The organism is Amycolatopsis sp. NPDC051373, assembly GCF_040689465.1.
Classification (GTDB): Bacteria; Actinomycetota; Actinomycetes; order Mycobacteriales; family Pseudonocardiaceae; genus Amycolatopsis.
In genome coordinates this window covers 135,120-155,443 of record NZ_JBFBAE010000015.1, presented here as the reverse complement: position 1 = coordinate 155,443, position 20,324 = coordinate 135,120, and the positions used below count along the sequence as shown (strand labels likewise).

General features: G+C 69.5%; 21 protein-coding genes. 10 read left to right on the top strand and 11 right to left on the bottom strand.

The features are described 5' to 3' along the window. Positions 1 to 44: 44 nt before the first annotated feature. Positions 45 to 1,481, bottom strand: a complete 1,437-nt coding sequence (locus tag AB0383_RS27855) for a PucR family transcriptional regulator (RefSeq protein WP_364187524.1) — start codon at positions 1,479 to 1,481, stop codon at positions 45 to 47. 96 nt (positions 1,482 to 1,577) lie between these two features. Between AB0383_RS27855 and pxpA the strand changes: the two genes are divergently transcribed. The 6 genes from pxpA to AB0383_RS27825 all read left to right on the top strand — a co-directional run bounded on the left by pxpA (position 1,578) and on the right by AB0383_RS27825 (position 7,891). Next, positions 1,578 to 2,300, top strand: a complete 723-nt coding sequence (pxpA, locus tag AB0383_RS27850) for a 5-oxoprolinase subunit PxpA (protein WP_366188936.1) — start codon at positions 1,578 to 1,580, stop codon at positions 2,298 to 2,300. Positions 2,301 to 2,313: 13 nt separating this feature from the next. After that, positions 2,314 to 2,550: an acetyl-CoA carboxylase gene (locus AB0383_RS27845; RefSeq protein ID WP_366188935.1), complete on the top strand. Its 237-nt coding sequence runs from the start codon at positions 2,314 to 2,316 to the stop codon at positions 2,548 to 2,550. Further along, positions 2,550 to 3,905, top strand: coding sequence for an acetyl-CoA carboxylase biotin carboxylase subunit (locus tag AB0383_RS27840; protein WP_364187516.1), 1,356 nt, complete (start codon positions 2,550 to 2,552; stop codon positions 3,903 to 3,905). Before AB0383_RS27845 ends, AB0383_RS27840 begins: the two co-directional genes overlap by 1 nt. Beyond that, positions 3,902 to 4,807, top strand: a complete 906-nt coding sequence (locus AB0383_RS27835; protein ID WP_366188934.1) for a carboxyltransferase domain-containing protein — start codon at positions 3,902 to 3,904, stop codon at positions 4,805 to 4,807. The genes AB0383_RS27840 and AB0383_RS27835 overlap by 4 nt, the downstream gene beginning before the upstream one ends. Then, positions 4,797 to 5,777, top strand: a complete 981-nt coding sequence (locus tag AB0383_RS27830; RefSeq protein WP_366188933.1) for a biotin-dependent carboxyltransferase family protein — start codon at positions 4,797 to 4,799, stop codon at positions 5,775 to 5,777. Before AB0383_RS27835 ends, AB0383_RS27830 begins: the two co-directional genes overlap by 11 nt. Positions 5,778 to 6,511: 734 nt before the next feature. Further along, on the top strand, positions 6,512 to 7,891 hold the full coding sequence (locus AB0383_RS27825) for an MFS transporter (RefSeq protein WP_366188932.1): 1,380 nt from the start codon (positions 6,512 to 6,514) through the stop codon (positions 7,889 to 7,891). Here AB0383_RS27825 and AB0383_RS27820 read toward each other — a convergent pair. Then, positions 7,863 to 8,546, bottom strand: a complete 684-nt coding sequence (locus tag AB0383_RS27820; RefSeq protein WP_366188931.1) for a TetR/AcrR family transcriptional regulator C-terminal domain-containing protein — start codon at positions 8,544 to 8,546, stop codon at positions 7,863 to 7,865. The two genes, AB0383_RS27825 and AB0383_RS27820, sit on opposite strands and share 29 nt — an antisense overlap. A gap of 71 nt (positions 8,547 to 8,617) precedes the next feature. Here AB0383_RS27820 and AB0383_RS27815 point away from each other — a divergent pair, with 71 nt between their 5' ends. Next, on the top strand, positions 8,618 to 9,910 hold the full coding sequence (locus AB0383_RS27815; protein ID WP_366188965.1) for an NAD(P)/FAD-dependent oxidoreductase: 1,293 nt from the start codon (positions 8,618 to 8,620) through the stop codon (positions 9,908 to 9,910). Positions 9,911 to 10,771: 861 nt separating this feature from the next. On the opposite strand, the gene AB0383_RS27810 is transcribed toward AB0383_RS27815, so the two are convergent. Genes AB0383_RS27810 through AB0383_RS27795 form a run of 4 tightly spaced genes read right to left on the bottom strand, consistent with a single transcriptional unit; the run spans position 10,772 to position 14,054 of the window. After that, the gene (locus AB0383_RS27810; RefSeq protein WP_366188930.1) at positions 10,772 to 11,446 is read right to left on the bottom strand and encodes an NAD(P)-binding domain-containing protein; all 675 of its coding nucleotides are present in this window, start codon (positions 11,444 to 11,446) and stop codon (positions 10,772 to 10,774) included. Continuing rightward, positions 11,443 to 12,480, bottom strand: a complete 1,038-nt coding sequence (locus AB0383_RS27805) for an LLM class flavin-dependent oxidoreductase (protein ID WP_364187500.1) — start codon at positions 12,478 to 12,480, stop codon at positions 11,443 to 11,445. The genes AB0383_RS27810 and AB0383_RS27805 overlap by 4 nt, the downstream gene beginning before the upstream one ends. Further along, on the bottom strand, positions 12,473 to 13,525 hold the full coding sequence (locus tag AB0383_RS27800; protein ID WP_366188929.1) for an LLM class flavin-dependent oxidoreductase: 1,053 nt from the start codon (positions 13,523 to 13,525) through the stop codon (positions 12,473 to 12,475). Before AB0383_RS27800 ends, AB0383_RS27805 begins: the two co-directional genes overlap by 8 nt. Before the next feature lie 55 nt (positions 13,526 to 13,580). Continuing rightward, positions 13,581 to 14,054, bottom strand: a complete 474-nt coding sequence (locus AB0383_RS27795) for a MarR family transcriptional regulator (protein WP_364187495.1) — start codon at positions 14,052 to 14,054, stop codon at positions 13,581 to 13,583. A 92-nt stretch (positions 14,055 to 14,146) separates the two neighbouring features. Here AB0383_RS27795 and AB0383_RS27790 point away from each other — a divergent pair, with 92 nt between their 5' ends. Continuing rightward, positions 14,147 to 14,710, top strand: coding sequence for an NAD(P)H-dependent oxidoreductase (locus tag AB0383_RS27790; protein WP_366188928.1), 564 nt, complete (start codon positions 14,147 to 14,149; stop codon positions 14,708 to 14,710). A gap of 66 nt (positions 14,711 to 14,776) precedes the next feature. Here the strand turns inward: AB0383_RS27790 and AB0383_RS27785 are convergent, their stop codons facing one another. Next, complete coding sequence (locus AB0383_RS27785) at positions 14,777 to 15,103, bottom strand: hypothetical protein (protein ID WP_366188927.1); 327 nt, start codon at positions 15,101 to 15,103, stop codon at positions 14,777 to 14,779. Positions 15,104 to 15,328: 225 nt separating this feature from the next. On the opposite strand from AB0383_RS27785, the gene AB0383_RS27780 reads away from it, so the two are divergent. Then, positions 15,329 to 16,168 carry an LLM class F420-dependent oxidoreductase gene (locus AB0383_RS27780; protein ID WP_360589809.1) on the top strand — a complete coding sequence of 280 codons (840 nt, stop codon included), beginning with the start codon at positions 15,329 to 15,331 and terminating at the stop codon, positions 16,166 to 16,168. A 271-nt stretch (positions 16,169 to 16,439) separates the two neighbouring features. Then, on the top strand, positions 16,440 to 16,811 hold the full coding sequence (locus tag AB0383_RS27775; protein WP_366188926.1) for an ankyrin repeat domain-containing protein: 372 nt from the start codon (positions 16,440 to 16,442) through the stop codon (positions 16,809 to 16,811). A 54-nt stretch (positions 16,812 to 16,865) separates the two neighbouring features. On the opposite strand, the gene AB0383_RS27770 is transcribed toward AB0383_RS27775, so the two are convergent. The 4 genes from AB0383_RS27770 to AB0383_RS27755 form a co-directional block, all read right to left on the bottom strand. Then, entirely contained in the window at positions 16,866 to 18,332 is a 1,467-nt protein-coding gene (locus AB0383_RS27770; protein WP_366188925.1) for a catalase, read from the bottom strand. 25 nt (positions 18,333 to 18,357) lie between these two features. Continuing rightward, positions 18,358 to 18,777 (bottom strand): Fur family transcriptional regulator, encoded by a 420-nt coding sequence (locus AB0383_RS27765; protein ID WP_366188924.1) that lies wholly within the window; start codon positions 18,775 to 18,777, stop codon positions 18,358 to 18,360. A gap of 72 nt (positions 18,778 to 18,849) precedes the next feature. Further along, the gene (locus AB0383_RS27760) at positions 18,850 to 19,479 is read right to left on the bottom strand and encodes a DUF2283 domain-containing protein (protein ID WP_366188923.1); all 630 of its coding nucleotides are present in this window, start codon (positions 19,477 to 19,479) and stop codon (positions 18,850 to 18,852) included. Positions 19,480 to 19,576: 97 nt separating this feature from the next. Then, positions 19,577 to 20,324 (bottom strand): LysR family substrate-binding domain-containing protein (locus AB0383_RS27755; protein WP_366188922.1); only part of this gene is annotated, 748 nt, incomplete at its 5' end.

Below are 20,324 nucleotides of genomic sequence, written 5' to 3'. Positions count from 1 at the left end.
GGGGCCGGGCGAGCTGTGCACTCAGCACAAACGGGACCCGCGGGTCACGCGAGCCGCACCGCCATGAGCAGTGTGGCGCGGACACGGCCGTCCTGCAGGTCGAGCGCGAGAAGTTCCCGGATCCGCCTGAGGCGGTAGGCGAGCGTGTTGCGGTGGATGAACAGCTCCGCGCAGATCGCGGGCGTCGCGCCGCTGTGGCGCAGGTAGGCCTCGAGGGTGGTCAGCAGCGTGCGGTCGTCGGAGCGCGACAGGGGCGCGACCAGGCGCTGGGCCAGGCTGATCGCGCCGGGGTGGCGCAGGGTGTCGACGACCGCGTCGAAGTCGAGGCTCGGCGCCGCGTGCACGCCCGGCTCCCCGAGCGCGCGGCGGCACATCCGCAGGACGAGGCCCAGTTCGGCGGCGTTCTCGGCCGTGGCGACCACCGCCGACACCGATCGCGCGGGCCCGACCGCGGCCCGCGCCGCCGTCACGAGGTGGTCGGGATCGAGCGCCTCGCTCTGCAGCAGGATCGTCGACAGGTCCGGCTCCTCCACGAACCGCATCGCCGAGAACTCGCCCGCGAGGATCACGCGGGCCCGCCACGACACCGACCGCAGGTAGGTCGTCGACATCCCCGCCTCGGCCTGCAGCACGACCACGCCCGTGCGCTGGTAGGGCTCCAGCTCGGCGTCGCGGGCCAGAGCGATCAGGTCGGCCGTGGGCACGGCGTCATTGCCGTACACGGCTTCGGTCAGCCGCCCGGCGTTGCGCGAGTGCGCGACCCCGGCCGAGCCGAGCGTGGTGCTCAGCTGCATGGACACGACCGCGGCGACGGGCGCGAGCAGTGTCCGGATCGCGGGCTGCGCCACGGTCTCCTCCACGACCAGCCGGAACCGGTCGCGGTTGTTGCCCGGCAGCGTGAACTCGGTGCGGGCCGCGAACCCGCCCTCGTCGCCGGCCGAGAGCAGCGTCGCGCCGGTCGAGTCCTGAATGGACACCCGCGCGCCCGCGGCCTCGCTGATCCGGTGCAGCACGTCCTGCATCGTGCCCTGGTCGGCGGCGATGCGCGTGCAGTCGTGGGCCAGCTCGGAGCCGCGCCGCAGGGCTTCGTAACGTTCGGCCGAAAGCCGGTCCTGCACGTCGCGCTGCACCAGCACGAACGGCACCTCGTCCGGCATCACCAGCAGCGGCACCCCGCGGTTGCGGCACGCCACCACCAGGCCTTCGGGCAGCGTCGCGTGCGCCGGCCCGAGGCCGAAGGCGAGCGCGGCGATGGGGACGTTCGCGAGGCGTTCGACGTAGGCGTCCCAGATCCGGACGTCGGTGACGTTAAGGGCCATCCCGGACGTCAGCATCACCGCGCCGGGCGTGAGGAACGGCGACGGGTCGATCGATTCGGTCGGCGCGCACCACGTGATCGGCCGCTCCAGCGCACCGGGCGGCCCCGCGACGCGGATTTCGATGCGACGCTGGGGATCTTCGAGCAGGTCGGAGACGCGCACTCGCCCAGGCTAGAGCACTCCGCACAACCAGGGCCGATCGATTAGGTCACTTTGACCAATGTGCCGGGCACCACACGGTGCCTAGGGTTGCCAACCATGACCGCGACCCTGAATTCCGACATGGGCGAAGGACTCGGCCTGCACAGCTTCGGCAACGACGAAGCCCTGCTCGATCTCGTCGACGTGATCAACCTGGCCTGTGGCTTCCACGCGGGCGACCCGGATGTCATGGACGCGACCGTCGCCGCGGCCGTCGCGCACGACGTGCGGATCGGCGCGCACCCGGGGCTGCCGGACCTCACCGGCTTCGGGCGGCGGCGCATGGTCCTGACCGCCGAAGAGGTCGAGTCGATCATGCTCTACCAGGTGGGTGCCCTCACCGCGTTCCTCACCAAGCACGGCGCCGCGCTCAATCACGTCAAGCCTCACGGCGCGCTCTACGGAATGCTCGCCGGCGACCCGGAGCTGATGGCGGGCGCAGCGCGCGTGGCGAAGCTGTACGGCGTGCCGTTTTTCGGCATTTCCGGCAGCGCCCACGAAACGGTGTGCGCCGAGCTCGGCGTGGAGTTCGTCGCCGAGCTGTACGTCGACCTCGACTACGACGGCGACGGGAACCTGATCATCCTGCGCCGCCCCGCCCGCACCGATCCCGCGGCGGCGGCCGAACGCGTCTCGCGTGCGGCCGAGGGCAAACCGGTGCTCGCCGTCGACGGCACCGAGCTCGACCTGCGCTTCGACAGCGTCTGCGTGCACTCCGACGCCCCCAACTCCCCCGACGTGGCCGCGGCCGTCCGCGCCGTGCTCGACCGTCAACGCTGAGGAAGGCAGGTCCGTGTCCGACATCCTCTCCCCGCTCCCGGGCATCTTCTACACCCGGCCCGGGCCCGACAAGGAGCCGTTCGTGCAGCCCGGCGACCGCATCGAGGCCGGCGCCGCGGTCGGCATCGTCGAGGTGATGAAGCAGTTCACCGAGATCCGCTCGGAAAGCGCGGGCACGGTCGTGTCGATCAACGTCGCCGACGGAGGCACCGTCACCCCGGGCGAAGTCCTCGTCGTGGTGGAGGACTAGTGCGCAAGCTGCTCATCGCCAACCGCGGCGAGATCGCCGTACGGATCCTGCGCACGGCCCACGCCCTGGACCTGGCGACCGTCGTGGTGTGCAGCGAGGCCGACCGTGATTCGCTCGCGGCCCGGACGGCGGGCGAGGCCGTGGTCATCGGCCCGCCGCCGGCGCGGGACAGTTACCTCAACGGCGCCGCCGTGGTGCAGGCCGCGCTGGACACCGGGGCCGACGCCGTGCACCCGGGGTTCGGTTTCCTGTCGGAGAACGCGGGGTTCGCGCAGCTCGTGCTCGATGCCGGGCTGACGTGGGTGGGCCCGGCTCCGTCCGCGATCCGGCTGATGGGCGACAAGGTGGCCGCGCGGGAGGCTGCGCGGCGGGCCGGGGTGCCGGTGCTGGCCGGGTCGGACGGGCCGCTCGACGTTGCGGCGGATCCGCTGGCGGTCGCGCGTGAGGTCGGGTTTCCGTTGGTGCTGAAGGCTTCCGCAGGTGGCGGCGGGCGGGGCATCCGGCTCGTGACCGATCCCGCGGACTTCCTCGGCGCGCTCGACCTCACACGGTCGGAGGCGCGGGCGAGCTTCGGCGACGACACGATGTACGTGGAGCGCTTCGTCGAGCGCGCCCGGCACGTCGAGGTGCAGGTGCTCGGCGACGGCGAGCGCGTGATCCACCTCGGCGACCGGGATTGTTCGATGCAGCGGCGTTCGCAGAAGGTGCTCGAAGAAGCGCCGGCGCCGGACCTGCCGGACGCGGTCCGTGAGCGGATCCGCGACTCGTCGGTGGATCTGGCGAAGGCCTGTTCCTACAGCGGTGCGGGGACGGTGGAGTTCCTCTACGACCCGGTTCGCCAGGAGGCCGCGTTCATCGAGATGAACACGCGGCTGCAGGTGGAGCACCCCGTGACGGAGCTGGTCACCGGCATCGACCTGGTCGAGCAGCAGCTGCGGATCGCGCGGGGCGAGGGGCTCGGGCTCGCGCAGCCGGACGTGACGTTCACCGGGCACGCGTTCGAGTCGCGGATCAACGCGGAGGACCCGGACCGCGGTTTTCTGCCCAGTCCGGGCACGATCTCGGCGCTGACGTGGCCTTCGGGTCCCGGCGTGCGCGTGGACAGCGGGGTTGCCGCGGGTGACGCGGTGGCGCCGTACTACGACTCGATGATCGCGAAGCTGATCGTGCACGGTCCTGATCGGACAGCCGCGATCGCGCGGATGACGGAAGCGTTGCGGGGCGTGGAGATCACCGGTATCGCGACGACGGTCGGGCTGCAGCTGGACCTGTTCGCCCGGCCCGAGCTGGCCGCGGTGGAGCATCACACGAAGTTCATCGAGACGACTCCCGGACTGCTGAAGGAGACGGCGTGAGCGCACCGCAGACCCTGCCCGCCACGGCCCGCTACACCTGGGGCGGCGACGAGTTCCTGTTCGTGGAGATCGCCGAGGAGATGAGCCTGCCCGGCAACCTGCGGGCCATGGGCATCGCCCGGGGCCTGGCCGAGGCGGCACTCGACGGGATCGTCGACATCTGCCCGGCCAACGCGTCGCTGCTCATCCGCTTCGACCCGGACGTGCTGGAGCCGGCTTCGCTGGAGAGCACGGTGCGCGAGCTGGAGGCGCGGACGCGTTCGGAAACGAACACGGTGTTGTCGACGCGGATCGTGGAAGTGCCGGTGTGGTACGACGATCCGTACACGCGTGAGGTCGTGGGGCGGTTCCGCGAGGGTTATCACCAGGATCCGGCCGGCACCGATCTCGATTACGCGGCGCGGGTGAACGGGTTGTCCGACGCCGCGGAGTTCATCCGCCGTCATCACACGCAGCCGTGGATCGTCTCGATGGTCGGCTTCGTCGCGGGGTTGCCGTTCTTGTTCCAGTTGGTGGAACGCGAACATCAGCTGGAAGTGCCGAAGTACCTGAGCCCGCGCACGGACACCCCGAAGCTGACGGTGGGCCACGGTGGGTGCTTCGCCTGCATCTACTCCGTGCGCGGCGCGGGCGGCTACCAGATGTTCGGCATCGCCGCGGCACCGATCTTCGATCCCGCACAGAAACTGGCGGATTTCGCACAATCCATGGTGTTTTTCCGACCCGGCGACATCGTGAAGTTCACCCCGGTGTCCGAAGAGGAATACCGCCGGATCGAGGTCGACGTCGAGGCCGGCACGTTCCGCTACCGCACCGTCCCGGTCGAGTTCGACACCGAGCGGGCCGTCGCCGACCCCGAGGCCTACAACGCCACCCTGCTGGAGGTGCTCCGTGGCGAGTGAGCGCGCGATCGAGATCAGCCAGCCCGGGCTGGCCACGACTGTCCAGGACCGCGGGCGGATCGGATACTACGACCTCGGAATCCCGCAGGGCGGGGCCTTGGACCAGTACTCGGCCGAGCTGGCCAACGCGTTGGTGGGCAACGTCGACGGCGAGGCCCTGCTCGAATGCACGTACCTCGGGCCGGTGCTGCGGGCCTTGGCCCCGCTCGACGTCGCGGTCACCGGCGCTCCGGTCCCGGTGAAGGTGAACGGCGCCGAACGTCCACAGTGGACCCGCCTTTCGCTGGCGGAAGGCGACGAACTGTCCTTCGGCTACATCGGCGGTGGCTCGCGCTACTACCTGGCCTTCTCCGGCGGTATCGACGTCCCCTCCGTGCTGGGCAGCCGCTCGACTTACTTGCTCGGCGCCCTCGGCGGCTTCCACGGCCGCAAGCTGGCAGCAGGCGACGTGGTGCCGATCGGCGCCCCGGGTGCGTTGCCTCGCGGTTCCGTGATCGATCCCGAACACCGCCCGGTGTTTTCCGCACACCAGGACGTCCGTGTGCTGCTGGGCCTCTACGACCACCGTCTCACCGACCGCGGCCTCGCGAACCTGGTCGAGGAGGAATGGACCCTCACCCCGGTCGCCGACCGCGCCGGCCTGCGCTACGACGGCCCCGGCGTCGAATGGCGCGACCGCGTCCAGCCCTTCGGCGCCGGCTCCGACCCCTCCAACATCGTGGACGCCGGCTACGCCGTCGGCTCCATCCAGATCCCCGGCGGCACCCAGCCCATCGTCCTGCACCGCGACGCCGTCTCCGGCGGCGGCTACGCCATGGTCGCGACCGTCATCAGCGCCGACATGGACCTCGTCGCCCGCGCCGCGCCGGGCACCAAAACCCACTTCCGTCCGGTCGACCTCTCCGCCGCCCTGGTGGCGCGCAAGGACCGCACTCAACGCTTGGCAGCCGCGCTGGCTTCTCTCACCTGACCCCGCGCCCGGCCGCTCCGGCCACGACCGCCGCGCCCCAAACCGCGCCGGCCCGATGCTCCGGCCCGGCCGCAGCCCTGCGGCCACACCCACCCCCGCCGCTCACGGTCGTCGCTGGCCAGACGCGCGAGCGACCCCACCACTCACGAGCCCGCAACACCCCATCGTTCCACTTCGCCGCTCCACAGCCCTCCTTCAGCCGAAGCGTTCACCTCGGCAAGGGACGTGGCCACGCCGCCGCGGCCGCAAACGCAGCCCACTCGCGGATGACCAAGCTGGCTCCCACCAGACCACCCAGCCGAAGCAGTCACCGCGACAAGGAACCGGCCACCCCGCCGCGACCGCAAACCCAGCCCACTCGCGGATGACCAAACAGGCTCCCACCAGACCACTCAGCCGAAGCGTTCACCCCTAGCAAGAGAAACGACCACCCGCCGGGGCCGCAAACCCAGCCCACACGCAGATGGCCAAACAGGCCCCCACCACACCACCCAGCCGAACCTCGCATCCGGGCAAGGGGCGAGCCGCGCCGCCGGCTGCCGGAAAGCCGCGCAGCGGCCCGAGCCGACCATGCCTGCGGGCACGACAACCGTGACCGGAATCCACTCAGCCGAACCGTCACACCCGTGCGGAGCCCCATCACACCGCCACCCGCCGCAACGACCCAGCCAAGCCGATGTGATCCCCATCGCGACCGCCCGACCAACCCTGCCAGGCCAGTAATGTCGACCGCCATGGGGTTTCGGCGGGGGTTGGCGCTGCTGGTGGCCGCCACGTTCTTCATGGAGATCGTCGACGCCACGATCATCGCGCCCGCGGCGCCGCTCATGGCGGCCGACCTCGGGGTGAGCTCGGTGGACGTCAACGTGACCATCACGGCCTACGTCCTCACCCTCGGCGTCCTCATTCCGATCAGCGGCTGGCTCACCGACCGCTTCGGCGCGCGCCGCGTGTTCGCAACCGCACTGATCCTGTTCACACTTTCATCATTGGCGTGCGCCCTCGCACCAAACCTTGTGCTGCTGACAACAGCGCGAGTGGTGCAGGGCGTCGGCGGCGCGATGATGGTGCCCGTCGGCCGGCTGGTGGTCCTGCGCGCCACGCCCAAGAAAGACCTGGTCAAAGCGGTCGCCTACCTGACGTGGCCCGCGTTGCTCGCGCCTGTGGTGGCGCCGGTCGTCGGCGGGTTGCTGGCGCAGTACGCGTCGTGGCGGTGGATCTTCGTGATCAACCTGCCCCTGGGCATCGCCGCGCTGGCAGTGGCGTGGGCGATCGTGCCGGACCTGCGCGCGGAGCGGCCCGCGCCGTTCGACCGTGTCGGGTTCGGGTGGGTGGCCGTCGGCACCGCCGCGCTGGTCGTCGCGCTCGAAGGTCTCGGCTCGGGCTTCGGCCCGGCAACGGCCGTGGCGCTGGTCGTGGCCGTCGTCGGCCTCGGCTGGGCGATCCGGCACCTGCTGCGCGCCCCGAACCCCTTGCTCGACCTGCGGATCCTCCGCATCGCGACCTACCGCATCACCGCCGCCACGGGCTCGGTCTACCGCGGCGTGATCACCGCCATCCCCTTCGTTCTCCCGCTGCTCTTCCAGCTCGGCTTCGGCTGGAGCCCCGCCCGCGCCGGCCTGGTGGTCATCGCGCTGTTCGTCGGCAACGTCGGCATCAAACCCGCCACCACCCCGCTCATGCGGCGCTTCGGCATCCGCACGGTGCTGCTCGCGTCGATCCTCGTCGGCGCTGCCTGCCTCGTCGGCCTGGCCTTCGTGGAGGCCGGCACCCCGTTGCCCGTGCTGCTCGCCCTGCTCCTCATCAGCGGCATCTCGCGCTCAACCGGCTTCACGGCCTACAACAGCGTCGCCTTCGCCGATGTCGACGAGCCCCTGATGAACCACGCCAACACCCTGCTCTCGACCCTGCAGGAACTCGGCGCCGGCCTGGGCGTGGCCATCGGCGCACTGCTCATCCGCGCCGGCGGCCTGGTCGCCGCCGACGCGCCCGGCCCGTTCCGCGTGGCGCTGGCGCTGCTGGCCGTTCTGCTGGCAATCCCGCTCGTCGCCGCGATCCGCTTGCCCCACAACGCCGGCAACGCCGTCACCGGGCGTGAATCCCGGCGAGGATGAGGTCGATCCCGGTCAGGAACTGCTCGCGGTCGTCGTGCTCACGCGCCTGACGGGCGACGGCGCGGGTGAACGGGTAGTCGTCCGGGTCGAGCTCTTCCCACGCCGCCGACACCGTGTCGAGGAACTCGGCCCGGTCCACCGCTGATCCGGCCACGCGGGCGTTCGACGCGTTCTGCGCGGCGGAGCCGAGGATGTAGTGCATCAGCGCCGACGCCACGGTGAACCAGCTGTCCTCGGGCACGCCCAGCGCGCCGACGTGCCGGCCGATGCCCTCGAAGATCCGCAGCGGCACCGATTTCGTCGGACCGTGCGACAGCTGCAGCGACACCTGCGTGGCGAGCCACGGGTGCTCGGCGATCGCGTTGAACAGGCCCAGCGCGACGGCGCGGATCTCGTCCCGCGGTGACCCCGCGGCCTCGGCGGGCTCGGCCAGCGCGGAGGCGACCACGGTGTCGGTCGCGGCCTCGAGCAGCTCGCTCTTGTTCGCCACGTGCCAGTAGATCGCCCCGGGCCCGGTGGCGAGGTGCTCGGTCAGCGCCCGGAACGTCAGCCCGCCCTCGCCGGACGCGTCGAGCAGCTCGACGGCGGCCTCGGTGATGCGCTCGCGGGAGAGCGCCTCTGTACGCCGCTGAGTTCGGCGGGTCCGCGCAACCATGCGTCCATCTTGACACATCTGGAATCTCGTTCCAACATTCGAACGAGATTCCATAGCGCTTCGAAGGAGACATCTTGAACACCGTCACGATCATCGGCGCCGGCCTCGGCGGCCTCACCCTCGCCCGTGTGCTGCACGTCCACGGGATCCCGGCCACGGTCTACGAAGCCGAGGCGTCCGCGGGTGCGCGGGCGCAGGGCGGGATGCTCGACATCCACGACTACAACGGCCAGATCGCCATCGAAGCCGCCGAACTGATGGACGGGTTCCGCAGCCTCATCCTTGAGGGCCGCCAGCAAATGCGGGTCCTCGATCCCGACGGGACCGTCCTGCTCGACCGAGCCGACGACGGCACCGGAGGTCGGCCCGAAGTCCAACGCGGGGAGCTGCGGCAGCTACTGCTCGACTCGCTCCCCGCCGGCACCGTCCGCTGGGGCGCCAAGGTCGCCGACGCCCGCTCCGTGGGTGAGGGCCGCCACGAGGTGACCTTCACCGATGGCAGCGTGGTCCCGACTGACCTGCTGGTCGGCGCGGACGGCGCGTGGTCCCGCGTGCGGCCGCTGCTGTCGGGTGCGGTTCCCGAGTACGCCGGCACCTCGTTCGTCGAGGTCTACCTCTACAACGCCGACACCCGCCACCCGGCGGCCGCGAAAGCCGTCGGCGGCGGGTCGCTCATCGCACCGGCGCCCGGCCGGGAGATCCACGCGCACCGGGAAAGCGGCGACACGCTGCACACCTACGTCGTCCTCACCCGGCCGCAGGAGTGGTTCGCCGCCATCGACTTCACCGACGCCGACGCGACGGCCGCGCGCATCGCCCACGAATTCGACGGCTGGGCCCCGGAACTCACCGCCCTCATCACCGACGGCGACACCCCACCCTTGCTACGCCCCCACTTCACATTGCCCCTCGACCACCACTGGGACCGCGCGCCGGGCGTCACCCTCATCGGCGACGCCGCCCACCTCATGCCCCCCAACGGCGAAGGCGCCAACCTCGCCATGCTCGACGCCGCCCGGCTCGGCCAAGCCCTGGCCGCCCACCCGGGCAACGTCGAGAAAGCCCTGTCCGAATACGAACAGGAAATGTTCCCCCGCAGTCAGGCGGTCGCAGTCGAGGGCGCCGAAATGCAGGAACTCTTCGCGGGCGGCACCTCGGCCCGCGACCTCGTGGCCATGTTCACCGGCGCCGAGTCAGCGGCACCGGTTCCGCCGGCTTTACCGCCGCGGCACACCAAAGCCGCAGCCGCGCCGCCGGCGGAACCGGCGCCAGCGACAGAGGTCCCGGACGCGGCTGGGTGGCTTCGGCATCCATCGCACCCGGCGTACCTGGACACCGTGGCGATGTTCACCGGCGCCAAATGAGCGGCAACGGAGCCACTGGCTTTACCGCCGCGACACGCCAAAGCCGTAGCCCAGCCGCCGAGGGAACCGCTTGCCAGCGACACAGGTCCCAGACGCGCCTGGGTGGCTTCGGCATCCATCGCACCCTGCGTTCGTGGACACCACGGCAATGTCACCAGCACCAAATAGGCGGCAACAGATCCACTGGTTTCCGCCACGACACACCAAGGCCGCAGCCCAGCCGACGAGGGAACCGCTTGCCAGCGACACAGCTCCCAGACACGCCTGGGTGGCTTCGGCATCCACGGCACCCAGCGTCCCCGGACGCCATGGCAATGTTCACCGGCACCAAATGAGCGGCAACGGATCCACTGGCTTTGCCGCCTCGACACAACAAAGCCGCAGCCCAGCTGCCGACGGAACCAGCACCTGCACGACAGGTCCCAGACTGGTCCGCGTGGCTTCGGCATTCGCGGCGTCCAACTCTCCCGAACGCCATGACCACAACCACCGCCACCGATTCGGCGGCACCGGTTCCGCTGGCCTTACCGCCGCGGCAAACCAAACCCGCAGCCGAGCCGCCGACGGAACCGGCCAGCGACACAGGCCCCAGACGGGTCCGCATGGCTTCGGCATCCACGGCACCCGGCGCTCCCGAACGCCGAGGCGATGCTCACCGGCGAAGAGCAAGCGACACTCGTTCTCCTGATTTACGAAGCGGCACACGAAAGCCGTAGCCAAGCCACCGGCGGAACTGGCGCGAACACCGTCGCGTGGTCTCGGTATCAGCAGCACTCGGCTTTCCCGGACGCTGCGACCGCAGGAAAACCGGCCACCGCGGCGCGGCAAGCGCCCGGGCGCGTCGGCTCGCGGAGGTGGCGTCTAACGTGAGTCTGCCGCCGGTCGCTCGCTGAGGGCACGACCGCGTTCCGACTCCGGGAACCGCTCCAGCATCGTCCGAAGCTCGACGGCCTCGACGTTCGCGCCGAACGTCTCCGCGCCCGGCTCCAGCCGCACGCCCTCGGCCAGACCGCCGGCGGGCACGGGATCGAAGCCGAGCGCATCGACCACAGTGGACACTTCCGCCACGGCCGCGGCGTCGTCGCCGACGAGGGCGATGGCCTTGCGGCCGGGCGTCCCGGCGGGGCGGGCTTCGTCTTCCAGGTCGTGGTAACCCATGTGGTTGAACGCCTTCACAACACGCGCGCCGGGCAGGAACTTCTGCACCGTCTCGCTCGTGGAGACCTCCAGGTCGGCGCGGTGACCGTCCACTTCCCACCAGTAGTTCATGGCGTCGATCACGAGTTTGCCGTCCAGCTCCGCCGCCGGGATGCTGCGGTACTTGCCCAACGGCAGCGCCAGGATCACGACGTCGGCCGAGGCGGCCTCGGCCGGCGTCGTGGCGACGGCGCCGGGGGCGAGGACTTCCACGGTGAGCGCGATCTTCTCCGGCGCACCCGAGCCCGCGATGAGCACGCGGTAGCCGGCCGTCACCGCGAGCCGCGCGAGGACCGTGCCGACCTTGCCCGCGCCGAGGATGCCCAGCGTCTCCGTCATTTCCCCTCCGCCAGCAGGTCCCGCACCATCGGGATCACCTTCGTGCCGTACAGCTCGACCGCGTGCATGCGCGCGCTCGCCGGCTGCGAACCGCTGGAGTAGATGAGGTCGAACCGGCCGACGTCCAGGTCCTTCACCGCACCGGCGATCTTGCGCGCGACCGTTTCCGGCGAGCCGATGTACATCGAGCCGTGCTCGATTTCGCTGTCGTACTCGGCGCGCTGGATCGGCGGCCAGCCGCGCAGCCGGCCGATGCGGTCGCGGATCACGCGGTAGCGCGGCCAGAACAGTTCACGCGCTTCCTCGTCGGTGTCGGCGATGAAGCCGGGCGAGTGCATGCCGACGGGGTGGGCGGTCGTGCCGAACTCCGCGGCGGCGCGGCGGTAGAGGTCCACGTACGGCGCGAACCGCTTCGCCGGCCCGCCGATGATCGCGAGCATCAGCGGCAGCCCGTAGTGGGCCGTGCGGATCACCGACTGCGGCGACCCACCGACGCCGACCCACGTCGTCAGGCGGCCCGACTCCGTCTTGGGGAACACGTCGGCCGCGTCCAGCGCCGGGCGGAGCGTTCCGCTCCACGTCACGGGCTTCTCGTCGAGTAACTGAACGAACAGGTCGATTTTCTCTTCGAACAACTTGTCGTAGTCGGAGAGGTCATATCCGAACAGCGGGAACGACTCCGTGAACGAACCACGTCCGAGAATGATCTCCGCGCGGCCGTTGGAGAGTGCGTCGACGGTCGCGAAACGTTGGAAAACGCGCACGGGATCGTCGGAACTCAACACGGTCACCCCCGAGGACAGGTGGATCCGCGACGTGCGCGTGGCGATGCCCGCCAGCACCGTCTCCGGGGTGGTGATCGAGTACTCCGGCCGGTGGTGCTCGCCGAGCGCGATCACGTCCACGCCGATCTCGTCGGCGAGCACGGCCTCGTCGAGCACGTGCCGGATCGCGGCGGCGTAGGACATCGGCGTGCCGGAGTCGTCCTCCGGGACGTCGCCGAAGGTGTCGAGGCCGAAAACCAGGTCAGACATGGGAAGGCGCCTTCGTGAGCAGTTCGCGAACCCGCGACGCGACCTCGCGGCCGAACAGCTCGATCGACCGGGCGCGAGCTTCGCGGGGCAGGTTCATGATGTCGTACTTCAGGTCGAACCGGTTGAGGCGCAGGTCACGCGCCACGGTCGCGATCTTGCGCGCCACGGTGTCCGGCGAGCCGACGAACAGCGCGCCGCCCTCGATCTCCGCCAGGTAGCGGCGGCGGTCCGGCTTGTAGAAGCCGCGCTCGGCCGCGAGGTTCGCGACCACGGGATGCCAGTACTCCCACCACGTCTCGACGGCTTCGGAGTCGGTGTCCGCGATCAGGCCGAGCGAGTGCTGTCCGACCGGCAACACCGGCTGTCCGAATTGCGCCAGCGCGCGGTGGTAAAGCTCCACGTGCCCGGCGAACCGCTGCGGCCGACCGCCGATGATCGCCAGCATCAGCGGCAGCCCGTACTTCGCGGCGCGCACGACTGAATCCGGGCTGCCGCCCACGCCGATCCACGTCGGGATCCCGCCCGGGCGCATCCGCGGGTGCAGCGTCTGGTCCACCAGCGGCGCGCGCACGGTGCCCGACCACGTCACGGACTCCTCGCGTTGTAAGCGCATGAACAGTTCGAGTTTCTCTTCGAACAGGTGCTCGTAGTCGGCGAGGTCGTATCCGAACAACGGGAACGACTCCGTCGCCGACGCCCGGCCCAGCACCAGCTGCGCGCGGCCGTTGGAGACGGCGTCGACGGTGGAGAAGTCGTGGTAGAGGCGGACGGGGTCGTTGGTGCTCAGGACCGTCACGGACGTGCCGAGTTTGATGCGCTCGGTCGCGGTCGCGACGGCCGCCAGGAGCACCGGCGTCGCGCTGTCGTTGTGGCCTTCGCGGTAGTGCTCGCCGACGCTGAAGACGTCGAGGCCGGCTTCTTCGGCAAGGCGTGCCTCGTCGACGAGCAGGCGGACGGTCTCCGCGTCGCTCAGTGTGCGCGCTCCGTCGGTGGCGACTTCGCCGAAGGAGTTCAGCCCGAACTCGAAGCCGAGGTTCTTCGTCATGCCATCAGGATGCGTCGGCGCGGGGGCCGTCTGCCGCTCCCTCTCATGGAGACCTTCAGCCATCGGCTTCGATGCGCCGGGTGATCTTGTCGGCCGCCGTGCGCAGGGTGCGCAGCTCCGTTTCGGACAGCACGTCGTACACCAGCTCGCGCACGCGCTCGACGTGACCGGGCGCGGACTCGAGCACGTGCGCGTAGCCGGCTTCGGTGAGCACGGCGTGGGTGTAGCGGCCGTCCTCCGGGTCGGGCTCGCGGTAGAGGAACCCGCGCTTCTCCAGCCGGCTGATGAGGTGCGACAGGCGGGAGAGTTCGGCGTTGGTCAGGATCGCCAGCTCGCTCAGCCGCATGCGCCGGCCGGGTTCCTCCGACAGCCCGGCCAGTGCGTAGTACTCGACGTAGCTGAGCTGCGCGTCTTCCCGCAACTGCTTCTCCAGCTCGGTCGGCAGCCGGTGCAGCAGGTACGTGAACGAGCGCCACGTCTGCAGCTCTTCGGAGTCGAGCCACCGCGGGGCGGCCTGCCGGTGTGTCATGCGTCCCAGTCTAGCGCGTGACTTGAATGTTCAAGTTCGGGTGTCCAGTATTTGACATGAACATTCAAGTCACCTCCGGAAGGAACCGGCACGTGAGTAACCTGAAGATCGCCGTCATCCTCGGCAGCACCCGCCCGGGACGTAACGGCAAGCAGGTCGCCGACTGGGTCTTCGCCAAGGCCAAGGCCCGCACCGGCGCGGACTACGAGCTCGTCGACCTGGCCGAGTTCCCGCTGCCCCACCTGGACGAGGCCCTGCCGCCCACCCTCGGCCAGTACGCCGGCGAGCACACCAAAGCGTGGGCCGCGAAAATCGACTCCTACGACGGCTTCATCTTCGTGACGCCCGAGTACAACCACTCGACGTCCGCCGTCTTGAAGAACGCGATTGACTACCTCTACGCGGAGTGGAACAACAAGGCCGCGGCCTTCGTGTCCTATGGCTCACTGGGCGGCGCCCGCGCGATCGAACACCTGCGCGCCATCTGCAGCGAGCTCCAGATCGCCCACGTGCGCCAGCAGCTGTCGTTCTCGCTGTTCACGGACTTCGAGAACTTCGCGTCCTTCGCCCCGGCCACCCTCCACGACGACGCGGCCAACACGCTGTTCACCCAGCTGGAGACCTGGTCGGGCGCCCTCAAGGCGATCCGGGACTGAGGTCTTTTTCAAGCGGCGCCGCGCCGGCCTTCCTCCGGCGTGGTGCCCACTGTCCACAAGTGACGGTCAGCTCTTCTTCCACGTGCACCCACCGGAGGACTTGAAGAACTCGCCCTTCTTCAAGGTGATTCGTGTAGGTCCGGCGATGTTGTCGTTGGCGATGATGGCGTCGAACGATCCGGTGTCGTTCTTGTCACGCTCCCAACAGCAGTTGTTCACGAATGAGTCGGTCCCGGGGCCCGCGGTCTTGTACGTGCCCGCCACGATGTCTTCGCCGACTTTGCAGGTGCCGTTGCCGAACTCGGTTTGCGGTCCGCTTGGCCGCGTCGTGCTCGTGGTCGGCGCCGCGGCCTCGATCGTGACAGGCGGCGGAGCCGGCGCGGTCGCGGTCACCGTGACCGTCGTCGGCGAGCCGGTGCTCCGCGCGGCCGTGGGAGTGGCAGGCGCGGCGCGACCAGCACTGACACTGGCCCCCCTTGTCCTGAGCCTCAACGCGGGTCGCGCCGTGCCGAGCAGCTGTTACCCGCAAAGGGACACGATTCGGACGAGCGCCCGTCCGCCGCCGCGCACGGCGACGGTGTTGGCAGCTGGGGTTACTCCAGGTTTACGCTCACGACCATGCGATTCGCCATCAAGACTTCGCCCCAGAACACCGTCTGGGAGGACATGCTCGCGGTCTGGCAGGCGGCCGACGAGATCGAGCTGTTCGAATCCGGCTGGACGTTCGACCACTTCTATCCCATTTTCTCCGATTCGACCGGCCCCTGCCTGGAGGGCTGGGTCACACTGACCGCGCTCGCGCAGGCCACCAAGCGGCTGCGCCTGGGCACGCTCGTCAGCGGCATGCACTACCGGCACCCCGCGCTGCTCGCGAACATGGCCGCGACGCTCGACATCGTGTCCGGCGGGCGCCTGGAGATCGGCATCGGCGCCGGGTGGAACGAGGAGGAGTCCGGCGCGTACGGCATGGAGCTGGGCACCATCAAGGAACGCAGCGACCGTTTCGAGGAAGGCTGCGAGGTCCTGATCAGCCTGCTGACGCAGGAAACCACCACCTTCAAGGGCACGCACTACCAGCTCACCGACGCCCGCAACGAACCCAAGGGCGTCCAGAAGCCCCACCCGCCCATCTGCATCGGCGGCAGCGGCGAAAAGCGCACCCTGCGCACGGCCGCGAAGTACGCCGACCACTGGAACTTCACCGGCGGCACGCCCGAGCAGTTCGCGCACAAGCGCGACGTCCTGCACCGCCACTGCGCCGACATCGGCCGCGACCCCAGCGAGATCACGCTGTCCTCGCACGTGCGCCTGGAGCCCGACCTGGACTACGCCGCGGTCGCCAAGCAGGCCGAGGGCCTCGGCGAGGCCGGCCTCGACCTGGCGATCGTCTACCTTCCGCCGCCGCACACCCCCGCGGTGCTGGAGCCGCTGGCGAAGGCACTCGAACCGCTGCGCTGATCTTTCACCGGGGCCGCGCACACACTTGTGCGCGGCCCCGTCGTGGGAGGTCGAGGCTTCGGAATACCGAGCCGGTACCACTCGGCCCTGTCCACAGAAGACTTGTCTGCAGGGCTTCCAAAACATCCCTGAAGCACTCACTCGCTCGATCCATTCAGGACGGACGAGCACCGGCGCGAGTCCGCGGAAACCACCGGCCCGGCATCTCTCTCTGCCGAGCAGCCCCACTTCAGATTCCGGAACACGCATCACGCGATGCTAAAATTCCACCATGCCCGCTGACGAAAACGAAGACCTCCGGAAACGAGCTCGCACCGTCATGGCGGACCTCGCGCGTGCAGGCAACACGAAAGAGCTCGCGGAGTTCATCGAGCACGGCCTGGACGTCAACGTGCTCGACGAGGCCGGCAATTCACTCCTCATGCTCGCCGCGTACCACGGTCGGGGCGAGACCGTGGAGTACTTGCTGCGGCACGGCGCCGATCCCGACATCTGCAATGCCCGCAACCAGTCGCCGATCGCGGGCGCCTTGTTCAAGGGCGAGACGGAAATCGTCGCGGCGCTGAAGAAGGCGGGTGCCGATCTGGACGCCGGGACTCCGAGCGCGCGGGAAGCCGCGAAAATGTTCGGGCAGAGCCTGTAGAAAAGCCGCGCCCCCGTCGCAGCGACGGCGAGGGGGGCAGCGGCCACAAAGGACTTACAGAGCGCCCAGGGCCTCGCAGGCCTTCTGCACACCCTCACCGTAGGCCGGGTCGGCCTTGGTGCAGTTGTCGATGTGCCGCTGGACGGTTTCCTTGCGCGCACCCTTGATCGCGCGCGCCGTGTTCTCGAACAGACGCTGTTGTTCGTCCGCGGACAGCAGTCGGAACAGGTTGCCCGGCTGGGTGAAGTAGTCGTCGTCGTCTTCGCGGAAGTTGAAGTGGTCCGCGGTCGAGCCGACGGCCTGCGCCGGGTCGGCGTAGGCGGGCTGCTCCTGCCAGCGGCCGAAGTTGTTCGGCTCGACGCCGGGGACGCCACCCTGGTTGCCGTCGACGCGCATGGCGCCGTCGCGGTGGTAGGTGTTGACCACCTTGGCGCCGCGCGGGTAGTTGACGGGGATCTGGTGGTGGTTCACGCCGACGCGGTAGCGGGCGGCGTCACCATACGAGAACAGGCGGCCCTGCAGCATCTTGTCCGGGCTGAACGAGATGCCGGGGATCAGGTTCGCCGGGGTGAAGGCGGCCTGCTCGACGTCGGCGAAGTAGTTGTCCGGGTTGCGGTTGAGCTCGAACTCGCCGACCTCGATCAGCGGGTAGTCCTTCTTGCTCCACACCTTCGTCAGGTCGAACGGGTGGAAGCGGTAGGTCGCCGCGTCGGCCTCGGGCATGACCTGCACGAACAGCTTCCACTTCGGGAAGTCGCCACGCTCGATGGCGTCGAAGAGGTCGCGCTGGTTCGACTCGCGGTCGGCGGCGATGACGGCGCCGGCTTCCTCGTCGGTCAGGTTCTCGATGCCCTGCTGGGTACGGAAGTGGAACTTGACCCAGTTCCGCTCGCCCGCCGCGTTGATCAAGCTGTAGGTGTGCGAGCCGAAGCCGTGCATGTGCCGGTACGACTTGGGGATGCCGCGGTCGGTCATGATGATCGTGACCTGGTGCAGCGCCTCGGGCAGGTTCGTCCAGTAACCCCAGTTGTTCTCCGGGTCACGCAAGTTGGTGCGCGGGTCACGCTTCACCGCGCGGTTGAGGTCGGGGAACTTCAGCGGGTCGCGGTGGAAGAACACCGGCGTGTTGTTGCCGACGACGTCCCAGTTGCCCTCTTCGGTGTAGAAACGCAGCGCGAAACCGCGGATGTCGCGCTCGGCGTCGGCCGCGCCGCGCTCACCTGCGACGCTCGAGAACCGTGCGAACATCTCGCACTCGTTGCCGACCTTGGCGAAGATCGCGGCCTTCGTGTACTGCGAAATGTCATGCGTGACGCGGAAAGTACCCCACGCGCCGGAGCCCTTGGCGTGCATGCGGCGCTCCGGGATGACCTCGCGGTCGAAATGCGCCAGCTTCTCGATGAGCCACAGGTCCTGCAACAGCACCGGGCCCCGCGGGCCCGCGGTGACGCTGTTCTGGTTGTCCACGACCGGCGCACCCGCCGCCGTCGTCAGCGGTTTGGTGTTCTCCTCGAAAGCCACTTCATCTCCTTCAGGTGGTGGACAGTCAGTTTTCGTTGCAGGAAGGGCAAAGGCCCCAGTACGTCACTTCGGCCTCGTCGATGACGAACCCGTTGGTGCTCGCGGGTGTGAGGCAAGGCCGCTCCCCCGCCGCGCAGTCGACGTCGGCGACCGCACCGCAGCTGCGGCACACCACGTGGTGGTGGTTGTCGCCCGTGCGCACCTCGAACCGCGCCGGCGACCCGGCCGGCTCGATGCGCCGCACCAGCCCCACCTCCCCCAGCGCGGCGAGGATGTCGTACACCGCCTGCGTCGACACCGCACCGAGCTCGGAGCGCACCGCGCGGACCACCGCCTCGACGTCTGCGTGCGGCCGCTGCGCCACCGCGTGCAGCACGGCGGTCCGCTGCTTGGTGACTCGCAGTGAGACACCCCGCAGACGTTCCGCAGGATCGGTGGCCGGCACAAGGGCATCAGACCATGTTTTCTGGAACAAGTCCAGACTAGAGAATGGACACGTTCAAGTGAATCGAAGTGCTCATCCGAGCAAGGCGTGTGACTTCAGTAGTGCCTTGACCAGGGGCGACTGTGCGTCGGTGATCAAGAGTTGGTGTTTTGCCGACGCACCCTTGGTCGGATTCGCACATCCGATGAGATGGTAGTCACAGGAGTTGATCACCGGCGAGACTCGAGTGTTCGTTCTCGCGCATGAGTACACAAAGTGATGATCGTGCTGACGGTGTGTGCGCCCACCGGACGGCCGCACCCTCCACCAGCGGCGACGTCCTACTTCCGCGTCATTCGCAGCTTGGCGATCTCCCTCGCCCAGGCCAGGAACGCCACCGGCACAGCGCCTCGACTGGGATTGATGGTCACGGTCGCATCGGCTGCCGCGCGGTACGGAAACGACGAGAACGGCCGCATCCTCACGCCAGGCGCGATCGCGGAACTCGATCAGGCGCTCCCCCTCGGTGACGACATCGAACAGTTTGATTTCGCTGCCGATGAACGTTTCCTTCGCCGCTGTCACCCTTCGGAAGTCTTTGCCCCGCGCCGGCCGGTCGATCCGTTCGGCTCCGTCGAGCAGAAACTGGGGAAGTTTGCCCCGCGCATCCAGCACCTCGACACCCAGGACACGACCGTCCGCCGAGAAGTCCAGGTTGATCATGCCGCCCACACCGTTGGGATCACACGGATACATGTGCAACCTTCCGCGCGCCAAGACGACCGCGACTGCTCAAGATAACGGCAAACAGCCGCCACCATCAGAACCCTTCAACCTCGCCTTCCAACGTCGCCGTGCGAAAGGCCTCCGCAAGACGCGCCGCGGCGTCCGAAGGGCGGCCCGGGAGGCGCGCAAGCAAGATGCGCCGCCGTTCGGAAGGGCCGCCCCGGACAGGAAGGACACGGACGCCGGGCGGGAGGACCGGAGTGAGCGCGGTGGGCACGGTCGTGATGCCGCCGCCGGCGGCGACGAGGTGGAGCTTGGCGAGCCAGTCGCGTGCGGTGTGGGCGATGTCGGGGCGCTCGTCGAGGCCGGGCCAGACGCCCATGACGAGCTCGTTGCGCGAGCCGGCGATCCAGCGCTGGCCGGACAGATCGGCGACGTCGATGAACTCGCCACGCGCGAGGGGGTGGCCGGTGGGCACGGCGACGCACAGGCTGCGTTCGGCGAGGGTCTGCACCTGCAGTGCCGGGGTTTCGCTGTCCGGCGGGCGGAAGGGCGGCGCCGACGCGATCAGCGCCAGGTCCAGCGTGCCCGCGCGCAGCGCGCGGACCAGCGCGGGCGTGCTGCCTTCGCGCGTGGTCACGGTGATGCCCGGGTGCGTGCGGCGCAGGTCCGCCAGCGCGCGGGGCACCAAGGCGGCGCCGGCGCTGGCGAACCAGCCCAGCCGGACGCTGCCGTGACCGTCGGGCAGGCCGACGAGGTCGCGGGGCGCGGGGGGCCCCGGCGGGGCCGCGGTGGGGGGGGGGGGCGCGGCCCCCCGGGCCGGGGGGGGGTGGGGCGCGGCC

What these genes read in the sequence shown, in the direction of transcription:
- AB0383_RS27805 (WP_364187500.1), bottom strand. Translation starts at nt 12,480, where the DNA reads ATGTCTGACCTGGTTTTCGGCCTCGACACCTTCGGCGACGTCCCGGAG.
- AB0383_RS27795 (WP_364187495.1), bottom strand. Translation starts at nt 14,054, where the DNA reads ATGACACACCGGCAGGCCGCCCCGCGGTGGCTCGACTCCGAAGAGCTG.
- AB0383_RS27775 (WP_366188926.1), top strand. Translation starts at nt 16,440, where the DNA reads ATGCCCGCTGACGAAAACGAAGACCTCCGGAAACGAGCTCGCACCGTC.
- AB0383_RS27780 (WP_360589809.1), top strand. Translation starts at nt 15,329, where the DNA reads ATGCGATTCGCCATCAAGACTTCGCCCCAGAACACCGTCTGGGAGGAC.
- AB0383_RS27825 (WP_366188932.1), top strand. Translation starts at nt 6,512, where the DNA reads ATGGGGTTTCGGCGGGGGTTGGCGCTGCTGGTGGCCGCCACGTTCTTC.
- pxpA (WP_366188936.1), top strand. Translation starts at nt 1,578, where the DNA reads ATGACCGCGACCCTGAATTCCGACATGGGCGAAGGACTCGGCCTGCAC.
- AB0383_RS27800 (WP_366188929.1), bottom strand. Translation starts at nt 13,525, where the DNA reads ATGACGAAGAACCTCGGCTTCGAGTTCGGGCTGAACTCCTTCGGCGAA.
- AB0383_RS27810 (WP_366188930.1), bottom strand. Translation starts at nt 11,446, where the DNA reads ATGACGGAGACGCTGGGCATCCTCGGCGCGGGCAAGGTCGGCACGGTC.
- AB0383_RS27760 (WP_366188923.1), bottom strand. Translation starts at nt 19,479, where the DNA reads ATGATCAACCTGGACTTCTCGGCGGACGGTCGTGTCCTGGGTGTCGAG.
- AB0383_RS27820 (WP_366188931.1), bottom strand. Translation starts at nt 8,546, where the DNA reads ATGGTTGCGCGGACCCGCCGAACTCAGCGGCGTACAGAGGCGCTCTCC.